This window comes from Microbulbifer sp. ABF4_107 (genome assembly GCF_056312215.1).
The window spans coordinates 768,252-783,314 of sequence record NZ_CM149983.1; the positions used below are offsets into that span (position 1 = coordinate 768,252).

Sequence of the window (15,063 nt, forward strand, 5' to 3'; positions counted from 1 at the left end):
GGCTCGCGCTATTCAATAAAACAACAGGCAGGAACCTGAATGAAATCTGCACTCTTTGCCGTATCGGCTCTGGCACTTGCCATTGTTGCCGGCTGCTCTTCTGATGAAAAAACCACCATCAACTCAGAATCCGCGCCCGTCGAAAATACTGCGCAACCGGGCGCCGAGGCTGAGCAACAAACCGCCCAGCCGGCCACTGGCCCCCAGGCGGGTGGTATTGCAAAAGGTGTGGACCCATCCCGGTTCGATATCTATGCGCCGGTGGAGTTGAATGCAGACCTTTCCTCCCTGTCCGACAACCAGCGCCAGATGATCGGCAAGCTGATCGATGCCAGTAAAATTATGGATCAGTTGTTCTGGCTGCAATCCTACGGTCCCGCCCAGGAACTGTTGAGCGGAATCGATGACAGCGCCGCACGCAAGTTCGCCGATATCAACTACGGCCCCTGGGATCGCCTGAACGACAACAAGCCGTTTATCGAAGGGTACAGCGACAAGCCCCTGGGTGCCGAGTTCTACCCGGAAGACATGACCAAGCAGGAATTTGAAGCCTGGAAACAGCCGGGTAAAGAAGGTCTTTATTCCCTGGTGCGCCGCGACAGCGAAGGCAATCTTGAACTGGTGCCATACAGCGAGGCCTACAAAGCGCAGCTGGAAAAAGCCTCAGCACTGTTGCGCGAAGCGGCGGAGCTGGCAGAAGACCAGGATTTCGCTGGTTACCTGAAACTCCGTGCCGACGCCCTGCTTAACGATCAGTTCCGCGACAGCGATATGGCGTGGATGGATATGAAAGACAACCGCATCGACGTGGTGATCGGTCCTATCGAAAACTACGAAGACCAGCTGTTTGCCTACCGCACCGCCTACGAATCCTATGTGCTGCTGAAAGATATGGCGTGGAGCGAAAAGCTGTCCAAGTTCGCCGCCTTCCTGCCGGAACTGCAGCGCGGCCTGCCGGTGGGTGACAAGTACAAGGCGGAAACCCCGGGAACCGATTCCGATCTGAACGCTTACGATGTGCTCTACTACGCGGGCCACAGCAACGCCGGCTCCAAAACCATCGCCATCAACCTGCCGAACGACGAAGAAGTACAGCTGAAAAAGGGCACCCGTCGCCTGCAGCTGAAAAACGCCATGCGCGCGAAGTTCGACCAGATCCTGGTGCCCATCAGCGGCGTGCTGATCGCGGAAGACCAGCGCAAGCACATCACCTTCGATGCCTTCTTCGGCAACACCATGTTCCACGAAGTGGCCCACGGTCTCGGTATCAAGAAAACCGTTACCGACGGTGCCAATGTGCGTCAGGCACTGAAAGAGACTTCCTCCGCGCTGGAAGAGGGCAAGGCGGATATCCTCGGCCTGTACATGATCACCGAGCTGCACGGCAAGGGTGAGATTGAAGAGGGCGAGCTGATGGACAACTACGTCACCTTCCTCGCCGGTATTTTCCGCAGTGTCCGTTTCGGTGCCGCCAGTGCCCACGGTAAGGCGAACATGATGCGCTTCAACTTCTTCAAGCAGGAAGGCGCCTTCACCCGCGACGAAGCCACCGGCCAGTACAGTGTCGACTTCGACAAGATGCAGGCGGCGATGACCAAACTGTCGAACCTGATCCTGACCATCCAGGGCGACGGCGACTACAAAAAATCCAAAGACTTGCTCGACAATATGGGCGTGGTTGGCGCAGAGCTTCAGGCGGATCTTGATCGACTGAAAGATGCCAGTATTCCGGTGGATGTGACCTTTATCCAGGGTAAGGAAGTACTGGGTATTCAGTAATCGTACGATCCTAACTTTTCTAGAGCGGGCCCTCATGGCCCGCTTTTTCGTTCTCCGGGGGCGAATAGTCAGCCAGTTCCGAATATGACTAGTTTGGAGGATATCCGGTCCGTACACTGGAGGCAGTACAAGCCACAGATCACCTGAACGTGAAACCTGACCCCGATATCTGCCACTCCGCCCGTCTCGCCCGCGATAAGCGGTTTGATGGTCGTTTCTACACCGCGGTGAAAACCACCGGCATCTTCTGTCGACCGATTTGCCCGGCGCGTCCGCCGCTGGAGAAGAACGTCGAATACTTCGCCACCGCCGCAGAAGCCGCGGCCGCGGGTTACCGCCCGTGCCTGCGCTGCCGGCCGGACGCTGCTCCCGGAAGTCCGGCCTGGGGGCTGGTATCCACGACGGTTCAGCGCGCGGTGAACCTGATGCGCGCGGAGCGGGAAGCCCAATCCATTGAGCAGCTGGCAGACCGCCTGGGGATTACCAGCCGCTATCTGCGCAAGCTGTTTGCGGAGCATATTGGCTTGAGTCCGCTACAGGTCTGGCAGACCGAGCGGGCGCTGTTTGCGTTCAGCCTGCTGCGCGATACCAGCCTGCCGGTGGGGGAGATCGCATTCGCCGCGGGCTTTAATAGCCTGCGTCGATTCAATGGTGTTTTTAAAGAGATCTATCAGCGAACGCCTAGTGAAGTTCGCCGCGAGTCGGCGACAGCACAGCCCCATGATCGCGGTGTAAAACCCATTCGGATTTACCTGAGTTACCGGCCGCCGTTCGATTGGCCGGCGCTGCTCGCGTTTTTTGCTGCGCGCACCCTGCCGGGCGTGGAGCAGGTCATTGCCGGTGATGATCCAGAGCAGGGGGAATACCTGCGCAGTTTCGAGCTGCAGGGCCTGCGTGGCTTGTTGAGAGTTGCGCACGAGCCGGATAAGGGGCGCTTGCGTGTCAGCGTGTATGGAGACGGTTGTGGAGCGGTGCTCTACCCCCTGCGGGAGAAACTGCGCCGCCTGTTTGACCTGGATGCGGACAGTGATGAGATTCGCGGCCATTTGGAAGCCGATCCGCTGCTAAAAAAAGTATTGAAAGTAGCTCCCGGCGTGCGCCTACCCGGTGCCTGGGATCCGTTCGAGTACACGTTGCGTGCGATTCTCGGTCAGCAGATTTCGGTGGCCGCGGCCACCACCATTGCCGGGCGGGTCGCGAGCCGTTACGGCGAGACGTTTACCGGACCCGAAGGCGAGTCGCTGCTGTTGTTTCCGACCGCGGAGCAGCTGCGCGATGCGGACTTCTCCGATATCGGCGTTACCCGCACCCGCGCCAAGACGTTGCAAACGTTCGTTGCGGCCACGCTCAATGGCGATATCGACTTTGATGCAGCGGATCTCGAGAGCTTCTGTACCCAGATGACCGCTCTTCCCGGTATTGGCGATTGGACCGCTCACTACACCGCTATGCGCGGTCTTTCCATGCCGGATGCCTTCCCGGCGTCCGACCTTGGAATCCTGATCGCGCTTGGCAGGGAAGAGGGCGATGGCGAGCGCAAGGCAACCCCGAAACAGGCCCTGGCCCGCGCCGAATCCTGGCGCCCCTGGCGGGCTTACGCTGCGTTGTTGTTGTGGCAATCCCTGAAAACCAAATCTAAACCCAAGCCCAAACTCAAGAAGAGGTCGATCAAATGATCTGCTATGAAATTTACCCCAGTGCGTTTGGCGAACTCGGCATCGCTGCCAGTGAATCGGGGCTGGTGGGGATCGATCTGCAGGGGGGCAAACGGCCGCTGCCGGTGAAGGAAGATTGGGTGCGCGGCGCGACCGAACTGACGGACGCAGCGGCGGAGCAGCTCGCGGCGTACTTCGGTGGTGAGATACAGTCGTTTGATCTTTCTATGGATGCCGCCGGCACACCGTTTCAGCAATCGGTTTGGCGGGCGCTCTGCGCCATTCCGTTCGGGGAAACCCGCAGCTACCGGGAGCTGGCGGAGGCCATCGGTAATCCCAAAGCGGTGCGCGCGGTGGCCCGGGCCAACGGAGCCAATCCGCTGTCCATCGTGGTGCCCTGCCACCGGGTAATTGGCGCAGACGGTACGCTGACAGGCTATGCGGGTGGGCTGGAGATGAAGGCGCGCTTGCTGGCATTGGAGGGGGCGTTGATTGGCTGACCTGTCCGGCTGGTCAGGGTGGTTCTAGGGTGGCAATCGGGGGCCTTGGGCGGGATAATGCCGGGCTGAATTTCACCCTTTATCCGCTTTTACTCACACCATCCCTGGGAGGTCAAATGCTGTACAGGTTGGGCGATAAGCTGCCGACCCTTGAAGGCGAGGGCCATTACATTGCGCCCGGTGCCCGGGTGATCGGCGATGTGCGGATGCTGCCCCACAGCTCGGTATGGTTCAACGCGGTGATCCGCGGAGACAATGACCTCATCACCATAGGTGAGCGGGCGAATATCCAGGATGGTTCTGTGTTGCATACGGACCCGGGTGTGCCACTGACGGTGGGCACCGGGGTGACGGTGGGGCACAAGGTGACGTTGCACGGCTGCCAGATCGGTGAGTATTCGCTGGTGGGTATGAATGCGGTAGTTTTGAATGGGGCCAGGATTGGCCGCTGCTGCATTATCGGGGCGAATGCGCTGGTGACGGAGAATGCGGAGATTCCGGATTTTTCGCTGGTGCTGGGGAGTCCGGGTAAGGTGGTGAAGACGCTGGATGAGTCGACGTTTGAGTTGCTGAAGGCGAGCAGTGAGATTTATGTGGCCAACGGCAAGCGGTTTGCGGAAGAGTTGGTCGAGGTCTGATTGATGGCCGAGAGTGATTGGAGCAAGGTGAAGAACAAAGAGCCGGAGGCTGCATTTGAGTTTCCGGTGAAGTCGCCCTGTGTTTCCGTTTGTGCGTTGAATCGCGACGATATCTGTGAGGGGTGTTTCCGTTCCGGGACTGAAATCAGTCAGTGGGGGCGGATGTCTAATGCCGAGAAGAAACAGGTTTTGGCTCGGTGCCATGAGCGGGCTGTTGCTCTGAAGAGGGTGTGGTGGACCGATTAGGTCTCGTTTTGTGGCGGCGGAGCACCGGGTGGAGGTTTTCAGGACCACTGTGAACCCATCCCTGGGCGTTGCGGCGCAAACATCCTGTTTGCGACGCTCCTGAAAACCTCCACCCGGCACTCCACCTTCGCATTCGGCCGCACTACTTCGTAAGTAACAACGAGCAAAAGATCTCTCGGGCTAACGAAGTAAAATATTATCAGAATTGCACTAAGCACCGAGGGGCGGTAAGCCCTTCCGGGACCTTCGCCGACAGGGATGTCGGCGCAGAGCTACATGGATGTACTCGCCGCGTGTCCCGGAAGGGCTTACCGCCCCTCGGTGCGTTCCCGGAACAGAGCTCCATAAAACCTCCGGGCTAAAATTAAATAGAACAGAATATGACCCAACCCTTCGTACATTTAAGAATCCACACTGAATATTCCCTGATCGACGGCCTGGTGCGTATCAAGCCATTGGTGGCGCGCGTTGCCGAGCTGGAGATGCCGGCGGTGGCGATTACGGATCAGACGAATTTTTACGGTCAGGTGAAGTTTTACCGGGGCTGTATGGGCACCGGGGTGAAGCCGATTACCGGGGCCGATTTCTGGTTGAAGGAGGGGGGGAAGAGCAGCCTACGCTGCTGACGCTGTATGCCATGAACACCACGGGCTACCGCAATATTACCGAGCTGATTTCCCGCGCCTGGATGGAAGGGCAGTACCACGGGCACGGGTTTGTGGAGCGGGAGTGGATTGAGCAGGCTTCCGAAGGTGTGTTGATGCTTTCCGGGGCCAAGTATGGCGATGTTGGCCGTGCCCTGATTGCCGGGCGGAATTCGCAGGCGGAGTCATTGGCGCAGGAGTGGGAGCGGATTTTTCCGGGGCGCTATTACCTTGAGCTGCAGCGTACCGGTCGTCCGGGGGATGAGGAGTATCTGCATGCGGCGGTGGGGCTGGCGGGGAAACTGAATCTGCCGGTGGTGGCGACCAACGATGTGCGCTTTATTGAAGACAGTGAGTTTGAAGCGCACGAGGTTCGGGTTTGTATCCGTGAAGGCCGTGCGCTGGATGATCCGCGCCGCGAGCGCCGCTATTCTTCCGAGCAGTATCTGCGTACGCCGGAAGAGATGCAGGCGCTGTTCAAGGATATTCCGGAAGCCCTGGAAAATACGGTGGAAATCGCGCGTCGTTGTTCTGCGCCGATCCAGTTGGGTAAGTACTTCCTGCCGCAGTTCCCGATTCCTGAGGGGATGACGGAGAACGAGTTCTTCGAAAAAATTTCTTTCGACGGCCTTTACGAGCGCCTCGAATTTATCCTCGACAAGAATGCGCCGGATTACGAAGCGCGTAAAAAAGTGTACGAAGACCGCCTGCGCTTCGAGCTGGATATCGTTATCCAGATGGGGTTCCCCGGTTACTTCCTGATCGTGATGGACTTTATCCAGTGGGCCAAGGATCACGATATTCCGGTGGGCCCGGGGCGGGGTTCCGGTGCGGGCTCGCTGATTGCCTACTCGCAGAAAATTACCGACCTGGATCCGCTCCAATACGATCTGCTGTTCGAGCGATTCCTGAACCCGGAACGGGTTTCCATGCCCGACTTCGACGTCGACTTCTGTATGGAGAAGCGCGATCAGGTGATCAGTTACGTGGCCGACAATTACGGCCGTAACGCGGTGAGCCAGATTATCACCTTCGGTACCATGGCCGCGAAGGCGGTGGTGAGGGATGTGGCGCGGGTGCAGGGCAAGTCTTACGGCCTTGCGGACAAGCTCTCGAAAATGATTCCGGCCGATCCGGGCATGACTCTGGCCAAGGCGTTTGAACAGGAAGAAGTGCTGCGGGAATTCCTCGAGAACGACGAGGAAGGCCAGGAAATCTGGGAGATGGCGCTGCAGCTCGAAGGCGTGGCGCGGAACGTGGGTAAGCACGCCGGTGGTGTGGTAATCGCCCCTACCAAACTCACCGACTTTGCCCCGCTCTACTGTGATGAGACCGGTGCGGGCCTGGTGACCCAGTTCGACAAGAACGACGTGGAAGACGCGGGCCTGGTGAAGTTCGACTTCCTGGGTCTGCGGACCCTGACCATCATCGACTGGGCCAAAGCGATGGTGGACGAGCAGCGCGCGATCGAGGGCAAAGAGCCGCTGGTGATTGAAGCGCTGCCGCTGGACGATCCCGAAACCTACAAGATGATCAAGCGCGCCGAGACCACCGCGGTATTCCAGCTGGAATCCCGCGGTATGAAGGACCTGATCAAGCGCCTGCAGCCGGATAACCTCGAGGACATGATCGCCTTGGTGGCCCTGTTCCGTCCGGGCCCGCTGCAGTCGGGCATGGTGGACGACTTTATCAACCGGAAGCACGGCCGCGCGCAGGTGGCCTACCCGGACGCCAAATACCAGCACGAAAAACTGAAACCCATCCTGGAGCCCACCTACGGGGTAATTGTTTACCAGGAACAGGTGATGCAGATCGCCCAGGAACTCGCGGGCTATACCCTCGGCGGCGCGGATATGCTGCGCCGGGCCATGGGTAAGAAAAAGCCCGAAGAGATGGCCAAGCAGCGGGAAACCTTTGAGCAGGGCGCCAAGGAGCAAGGAGTAGACCCGGATCTCGCGATCAAGATCTTCGACCTTGTGGAAAAGTTTGCGGGCTACGGCTTCAACAAATCCCACTCCGCCGCCTACGCACTGGTGTCTTACCAGACCGCCTGGCTGAAGGCCCACTACCCGGCACAGTTTATGGCCGCCACCATGTCTTCGGATATGGACAAGACCGATAAGGTGGTGACCTTTATCGAAGAGTGTCGGGCCATGAAGCTGGACCTGGTACCACCGGATGTAAACCTGGGCACCTATCAATTCTCCGTGCCTGTCTCCGAGAGCGGGGATAATCGCATCATCTACGGTCTGGGTGCGATCAAAGGACTGGGTGAAGGCCCTATCGACAACATTATTGCCGAGCGCGAGGCGAATGGGCCCTTTACGGATCTGTTCGACTTCTGTTCCCGTATCGACCCGCGCAAGGTGAACAAGCGCGCGCTGGAAGCCCTTGTGCGCTCCGGTGCCCTGGACAGCATTGGCCCGGATACCAACAGCGCCGACGGTCTGGATTACTCCCGCGCGGTGCTGTTTAACGCGCTGGATGAGGCGGTGAAGTCCGCGGAACAGCAGAGCAAGAACGACAGCGCCGGCATGATGGACCTGTTTGGCGAGGTGGTGCGCTCCGCGTCCGATGGCGATGTGTACGAGGATTTCCGCAGCGCGCGCCCGTGGAGTATTCGCGAGCGTCTTGAAGGCGAGAAGAACACCCTCGGCCTGTACCTCACCGGGCACCCCATCGATGAGTACGAGGATGAACTCAAGCACCTGGTGAATGCGCGCATTGCCGATCTGAAACCGGGCCGGGAAAACCAGAAGGTGGCCGGCCTGTGTGTGGGCATGCGGGTGATGAAGACCAAGCGCGGCGATTCCATGGCCATTGTGACCCTGGATGACCGCAGTGCGCGGATCGAGGCGGCGGTGTTCAGTGAGGCATTCGGCGAGCACCGGGAAAAGCTGGTGAAAGACGCGCTGCTGGTGCTGGAAGGCTCCATCTCCCACGACGATTACAGCGGCGGCCTGAAGATGAGCGTGAACAGCGTATCCACGCTGGATGATCTGCGCAGTGGCAGCGTGATCGGGGTGACCCTGAAGATCGACAGTGCCCAGGCGTTGCCGAAGATGGGGCAGCGCCTGAGTGCCTGCCTGCGGCCGTATGTGGGCGGCTCCTGCCCGGTGCTGGTGGAAGTGGAGCGCAGTGACGCCCGCGGTACCTTCCGCCTGGCGGATGAGTGGAAAGTGGAGCCAAATGACCAGCTGATCCAGTCCCTGCGGGAGGTGATCGGCCGGGATCGGGTGCAGCTCAACTACAATCAACGGCAGTAATTTTTCACTTGAGTCATTCGGTGGCGGTGGCGCTGCCGGGTGCGGTCTTGCGAGACACGCCGTGCACCCATCCCTGGGGGCTCTGCACCGCCATCCTTGGCGGTGAAGGTCTCGCAAGACCGCACCCGGCATCGCCACCTTCGCTCGAGGCTACGCCAAGCGATTTGTATTGCGCGACCAGCCTCCCGATTCAGGCTTTCTGTACTGTCGGAATCTAGTCAAGTGAACGCATGCACTCGACTGAGTGGTCCTATCCCGGTAAGCTAGCCGCCATTTTCAGTAGACGAGGCCTGTTTGCGACCGTTCGGGGTAGTTTGGTCGCATTTTCCAACATTTGGCAGGCCCACAGATTTATCAAGGCGCGAATTAAATGAACTTCAGTTTTCTCGAGTTTGAACAGCCGATTGCGGAACTGGAAAGCAAGATCAAGGAACTTCAGCACGTCGGGGATGACAACGACCTGAACATTGCTGAAGAGATCACCCGCCTGCGGGAAAAGAGCGAGAAGCTCACCGAGTCTCTGTATTCCGACCTCTCTCCCTGGCAGATCGTGCAGGTGGCCCGCCACCCGCAGCGTCCTTACGCCAAGGACTATATCGAGCGGATCTTCACCGACTGGGACGAGCTGCACGGCGACCGTCACTTCGGCGACGACAAGGCGATTATTGCCGGTATCGGCCGTCTGGAAGGCCGCCCGGTAGCGGTGATTGGTGAGGAGAAGGGGCGCTCCGTAAACGAAAAAGTGAAGCGCAACTTTGGTATGCCGAAGCCAGAAGGCTACCGCAAGGCCCAGCGCGTCATGGAGATGGCAGAGCGCTTCAAAATGCCGGTGCTGACCCTGATCGACACTCCCGGGGCCTACCCGGGTATCGATAGTGAGGAGCGCGGTATCTCCGAGGCGATTGCGAAGAATCTCGCGGTGATGTCCCGTCTGCGCACGCCGATCATCTGTACGGTGATTGGTGAGGGCTCTTCCGGTGGTGCGCTGGCGATTGGTGTGGGTGACCAGCTGAATATGCTGCAGTACTCCACCTACTTTGTGATTTCGCCGGAAGGCTGCGCGAATATCATCTGGAAAACCGTGGAAAAGGCGCCGCTGGCGGCCGAGGCCATGGGGGTGACTTCCAGTGTGTTGGAAGAACTGGGTATTGTGGATGAGACACTGCCGGAGCCCCTGGGCGGCGCGCACCGCGATCCGGATCTGATGGCGGGGCGCCTGCGCGATCGTCTGTCCGAACAGCTGGACAAGCTGACCGCTGTTCCTCTGGATGAACTGCTGGAGAAGCGCTACCAGCGTCTGATGAGCTACGGTAACGTCGTAGGCTGAAGCCAACACTTTTCCAGGACATAAAAAAACCGGCGTCTGCGCCGGTTTTTTTATGTCCGCGCATTCTTTCTCGTCCTCAAATAACCAGCTTCGGGCCCGGGACTACTGGGTTTGAAGCTGTCCTTACGGCTAGACTAGCCATCGCTCAAAAACCGATCGAATCACTGCTTGCATTACTCGCAGCGCTCGAGGTCGGCGCGATAATAATCACTGTTCAAAGCGTGGGGGTAGTCCTTGGCGGAGTTGGGTTCGCTGTTAAGCCTGATGCCAGACCAGAGCCCCGGCCTTGCCCTCGGGTTGCTGCTGCTTGTCTGCGTGGTCAGTGCGTTTGTCTCCGCGGTGACTGGCGGCGCCGGCGGTATTCTTATGTTCGCTGCGCTCAACGTGGTGATCCCCCTGCGCGCCCTGGTACCGATTCACGGCGCGGTCCAGCTGATGAATAACCTCGCACGTGTGGTTTATGTGCGCGAGCATATCCGCTGGGACCAGTGCATGCCGTTCTTTATCGGCTGCACCCTGGGCTCCGCGGCCATGACGCTGGGGCTGGCCAATCTCGATTGGCAACAACTGCCACTGGTGCTGCTGGCGGTTTTGATTTTCTACACGGTGTTCAAACCGAAAAAGCTCCCGGAAATCCGCCTCAAGCCGCGCAATTTTTTCTGGGTAGGCATTGCCACTGGCACCCTGGGTATTGTGGCCGGCGCCGTAGACCCGCTATTGGCCGCGTTCTTTGTGCGTAAGGATATGACGCCCAAAGAAATCGTGGCGAATAAATCCGTCATGCAGGCCTGGTGTCACGCGCTCAAGGTGCCTGCATTTATTTATCTTGGCTTCGCCTTTTCCGAACACCTGGGGCTGATTCTGCTGCTGACCGTTGCAGCGGTGATCGGTACCCGCATCGGTATTGCACTGCTGAACCGGATCAACAGTGAAGTCTTTTTCAATCTTATGCGCGCGGCACTCTTGATCGCCGGCGCTCGCATTATCTATCAATTAATTGCCCACGCAATTTAAGACGAATAAAAGTAGGTAGACACCATGGCCGACTATCAGATTATCAACCCGTATAACGGCGAGCAGATCGAAGCCTACGATTTCCACAGTAAAGAACAGGTGGAGCAGGCCATCCAGACCCTCGTTGCCGGTCGTAAAATCCAGCAGGCCACGCCCGCGTTCGAGCGCTCCAATATCCTGATGAAACTTGCCCAGCTGATGCTGGAGCGCAAGGAAGACCTGGCTCGCCTGATTTGCGAAGAGACCGGAAAAACCATCAGTGACAGCCGCATCGAAATCGACCGCGCTTACAACACCGCGCTCGCCAGCGCCATGGAAGCCCGCAACATCAACGGCGAAGCCCTCGACTCCGACGCCTTCCCGCCCATGCGCGAGAAAATAGGCGTAGTCCTGTGGAAACCGCTCGGCACCGTCCTGTGTATCACTCCGTTCAATTTTCCGATCAACATCGCCGTACATAAAATTGGCCCGGCCTTCGCCGCCGGCAACACCATCCTGTTTAAGCCCGGCCCGCAAAACAAACGCTCTGCGGAACTTCTGGTAGAACTCTGCTACGCCGCCGGCATGGACAAATCCGTTTTGCAGATGCTGATCCCCGATATCGAAGCAACAAGCTACGCCGTCTCCCACCGCGAAATCCAGGCCATCAACTTCACCGGCGGCACCGCCGCCGCCAACGCCATCGCGAAGAATGCCGGCTACAAAAAAATGCTGTTCGAACTCGGCGGCAACGACCCCCTCATCGTAATGCCCGACGCCGACCTCGACGCCGCCGTCAACGCCACCATCAACCAACGCTTCGCCACCGCCGGCCAACGCTGCACCGCCGCCAAGCGCCTGTTCGTGCACAGCGACGTATTTGACTCCTTCAGCAACAAACTCATTATCGCCACCTCCAATCTCAACGTCGGCGATCCAATGCAGGACGACACATTTATTGGCCCACTGATTCACACCGCCGCTGCCGACGAAGTGGAAGCACGCATCGAAACCGCAGTGAAAGCAGGCGCACGGGTACTTTATGGCCACAAGCGCGAAGGCAATATCCTCTGGCCAACCATCCTCGACAACGTCGCCGACAACGCCGAACTGGTTGCGGAAGAAACCTTCGGCCCGGTAGTACCGCTGCGGAAATTCGACGATGAAGCGGAGCTGATCTCGCTGATCAACAGCTCTCCATTTGGCCTGCAGGCCGGTGTATTCACCCAAAACCTCGCCCTCGCCAAACGCCTCTACAACCAGCTGGACGTAGGCCTACTCGCCGTAAACGACGGCCCGGGTTTCCGCGCAGAGCACTTCCCCTTCGGTGGTGTAAAAGAAAGCGGCGTGGGCCGGGAAGGTGTGAGCTACGCCATTCGCGAAATGAGCTACCAGAAAACACTGGTGATCTAACCACTACGAAGCCAGATGGTGAAATCGAAGTCAGAAATCTGAATCGAAGGTCGGGCGCTGGGTAGTAGCTTTCAGGAGCGTCGGCGACATGGACGTCGCCGACGCAGCGTACAGGGACGTATTTACAGCGGTCCTGAAAGCTACTACCCAGTGGCCGGGCGCCACTAGAAGTGCTACGAAGTACAACGGACCTCCCTGCCGCGACAAACCTAATTCAGGGCGCAGAACCACACCTCAAATTCTCTAAGACTTGTTCTTCCGGTCAAATTACCACTATACTCGGCCCCAACTTGTCGGAGTGCCTTTGGGCTGAGATCGCTGTTGCGAGATCCGTTGAACCTGATCGGGGTAACCCCCGCGTAGGGAACAAGATCTGAATTCGCTACTTTTTCGCGCGCTTGTTAAATGTCTTTGCGCCCGAACGCCTCTCTCCTCACTGGTACCCCCGGCAATCCACTCATGGATTAGATCGTCAAGCAATGACGCAAGGGGTTAGCATGTCTCAAGTCGCCGAACCGCAAAATAAAAACAGCAAAGTCGATAAAAAAAGCCGCGCCGCCAGCCGCGACAGTGCAAAACAGTTTCTCGACAACCTCACTGCCCAACAATTTCCCAACTCCCGTAAGGTGTATCTGGAAGGCGAGCATGCAGGTGTAAAAGTCGGCGTACGCGAAATCTGCCTCGGCCAGAGCCTCGTCGGGGGCGACGAAGAAAACCCCATGTTCGAGCCCAACGAACCCCTGCAAGTGTACGATACCGCCGGCCCATACTCCGACCCCGACTACACACCCAACGTCCGCGACGGCCTGCCCAAACTGCGCCAGCAATGGATCGAAGCCCGCGGCGACACCGAAATTCTCGACACCCGTCAGGCCGCCTACAGCCAGAAACGCATGGCCGACCAGGGACTCGACCATATCCGCTTCGACAACCTGCCCGCCCCGCGCAAAGCCAAGCCCGGTAAAAACGTCTCCCAGATGCACTACGCCCGCCAGGGCATCATCACCCCCGAGATGGAATTTATCGCCATTCGCGAGAATATGGGCCGCGCACAGCTGGTCGAACAGCTAACGGACAAGGACTACCAAAAAGCCCGCGAAGGTATCTACATCCCGCCGCAAATCACCCCGGAATTCGTCCGCCGCGAAGTCGCCGAAGGCCGCGCGATTATTCCCGCGAACATCAACCACACAGAACTGGAACCGATGATTATCGGTCGCAACTTCCTGTGTAAGGTGAACTCCAATATCGGCAACTCCGCGATCACTTCGTCTATCGAAGAAGAAGTGGAAAAACTCGTCTGGTCGATCAAATGGGGCGGCGACACTGTCATGGACCTGTCCACTGGCCAGAATATCCACGAAACCCGCGAATGGATCCTGCGCAACAGCCCGGTCCCCATCGGCACCGTACCGATCTACCAGGCCCTGGAAAAAGTCGACGGCATCGCCGAAGACCTCAACTGGGACGTATTCCGCGATACGTTGATCGAACAGGCCGAGCAGGGCGTTGACTACTTCACCATTCATGCAGGTGTACTGCTGCGCTACGTACCGCTGACCGCCAAGCGCGTCACCGGCATCGTCTCCCGCGGCGGCTCCATCATGGCCAAATGGTGCCTCGCGCACCACAAAGAAAACTTCCTCTACACCCACTTCGAGGATATCTGTGAAATTCTAAAAGCCTACGATGTCAGCTTCTCACTGGGCGACGGCCTGCGCCCCGGCTGTATCGCCGACGCCAACGACGAAGCCCAGTTCGGCGAACTGCGCACCCTCGGCGAACTCACCGAAATCGCCTGGAAACACGACGTCCAGACCATGATCGAAGGCCCCGGCCACGTGCCCATGCACAAAATCAAGGAAAACATGGACGAGCAGCTCGAACACTGTCACGGCGCCCCCTTCTATACATTGGGCCCCTTGACCACCGACATCGCCCCCGGCTACGACCACATCACCTCCGGCATCGGCGCCGCCATGATCGGCAGCATGGGCTGCGCCATGCTCTGCTACGTAACCCCCAAAGAGCACCTCGGCCTGCCCAACAAAGAAGACGTAAAAGAAGGCCTCATGGCCTACAAAATCGCCGCCCACGCCGCCGACCTCGCCAAGGGCCACCCGCGCGCCTACAAACGCGACGACGCCCTCTCCAAGGCCCGCTTTGAATTCCGCTGGGAAGACCAGTTCAACCTCGGCCTAGACCCCGAACGCGCGCGCATGTACCACGACGAAACCTTGCCCAAAGAATCCGGCAAAGTCGCCCACTTCTGCTCCATGTGCGGCCCGAAATTCTGCTCAATGAAAATCACCCAAGACGTTCGCGACTACGCGGCAAAACAGGAAGCAGAAGCCAACAAAGGAATGGAAGAAATGTCGATCAAGTTCAAAGAGCTAGGCGCAGAGATTTACCACAAGGGATAAGGAATCACTGAAAAGCTACTGCGCGTGCGCCTGGCGGCGTCCGGCGGTGCTCGCAATCCTCACGTACTGCAAGTACGCTCCGGTTACTGCGCTCCGGCGGCCACCACCAGCCACCCGCTCGCTACGCTTTTCAGCGATTCCTTCCGAAATAGCAGAACTTGATGCGAAGGCAGTGATGC

General features: G+C 58.5%; 9 protein-coding genes, 1 pseudogene and 1 riboswitch. All 10 genes and pseudogenes read left to right on the forward strand.

All coding sequences use genetic code 11. From position 1 onward, the window contains the following. The first annotated feature begins 39 nt into the window (after nt 1-39). The 10 genes and pseudogenes from ACYX4K_RS03140 (at nt 40) to thiC (ending at nt 14,884) form a co-directional block, all read left to right on the forward strand. Nucleotides 40-1,779 carry a dipeptidyl-peptidase 3 family protein gene (locus ACYX4K_RS03140; RefSeq protein ID WP_475093558.1) on the forward strand — a complete coding sequence of 580 codons (1,740 nt, stop codon included), beginning with the start codon at nt 40-42 and terminating at the stop codon, nt 1,777-1,779. Nucleotides 1,780-1,928: 149 nt separating this feature from the next. Then, nucleotides 1,929-3,455 carry an AlkA N-terminal domain-containing protein gene (locus ACYX4K_RS03145; RefSeq protein ID WP_475093557.1) on the forward strand — a complete coding sequence of 509 codons (1,527 nt, stop codon included), beginning with the start codon at nt 1,929-1,931 and terminating at the stop codon, nt 3,453-3,455. Then, nucleotides 3,452-3,934 carry a methylated-DNA--[protein]-cysteine S-methyltransferase gene (locus ACYX4K_RS03150; protein ID WP_475093556.1) on the forward strand — a complete coding sequence of 161 codons (483 nt, stop codon included), beginning with the start codon at nt 3,452-3,454 and terminating at the stop codon, nt 3,932-3,934. Before ACYX4K_RS03145 ends, ACYX4K_RS03150 begins: the two co-directional genes overlap by 4 nt. A gap of 116 nt (nt 3,935-4,050) precedes the next feature. Next, the gene (locus ACYX4K_RS03155; RefSeq protein WP_475093555.1) at nt 4,051-4,572 is read left to right on the forward strand and encodes a gamma carbonic anhydrase family protein; all 522 of its coding nucleotides are present in this window, start codon (nt 4,051-4,053) and stop codon (nt 4,570-4,572) included. A 3-nt stretch (nt 4,573-4,575) separates the two neighbouring features. After that, nucleotides 4,576-4,818 (forward strand): DUF1289 domain-containing protein, encoded by a 243-nt coding sequence (locus ACYX4K_RS03160; protein WP_475093554.1) that lies wholly within the window; start codon nt 4,576-4,578, stop codon nt 4,816-4,818. A 380-nt stretch (nt 4,819-5,198) separates the two neighbouring features. Continuing rightward, nucleotides 5,199-8,728, forward strand: a pseudogene (gene dnaE, locus ACYX4K_RS03165) (DNA polymerase III subunit alpha). 370 nt (nt 8,729-9,098) lie between these two features. Next, nucleotides 9,099-10,055: an acetyl-CoA carboxylase carboxyltransferase subunit alpha gene (locus ACYX4K_RS03170; protein WP_475093553.1), complete on the forward strand. Its 957-nt coding sequence runs from the start codon at nt 9,099-9,101 to the stop codon at nt 10,053-10,055. A gap of 234 nt (nt 10,056-10,289) precedes the next feature. Continuing rightward, nucleotides 10,290-11,069, forward strand: a complete 780-nt coding sequence (locus tag ACYX4K_RS03175) for a sulfite exporter TauE/SafE family protein (protein ID WP_475093552.1) — start codon at nt 10,290-10,292, stop codon at nt 11,067-11,069. A 24-nt stretch (nt 11,070-11,093) separates the two neighbouring features. Next, nucleotides 11,094-12,461 (forward strand): sulfoacetaldehyde dehydrogenase SafD, encoded by a 1,368-nt coding sequence (gene safD, locus ACYX4K_RS03180; protein WP_475093551.1) that lies wholly within the window; start codon nt 11,094-11,096, stop codon nt 12,459-12,461. Between the two features lie 284 nt (nt 12,462-12,745). Further along, nucleotides 12,746-12,844: riboswitch (TPP riboswitch) on the forward strand. Between the two features lie 114 nt (nt 12,845-12,958). Further along, nucleotides 12,959-14,884 (forward strand): phosphomethylpyrimidine synthase ThiC, encoded by a 1,926-nt coding sequence (gene thiC, locus ACYX4K_RS03185; protein WP_475093550.1) that lies wholly within the window; start codon nt 12,959-12,961, stop codon nt 14,882-14,884. Nucleotides 14,885-15,063 lie beyond the last annotated feature (179 nt).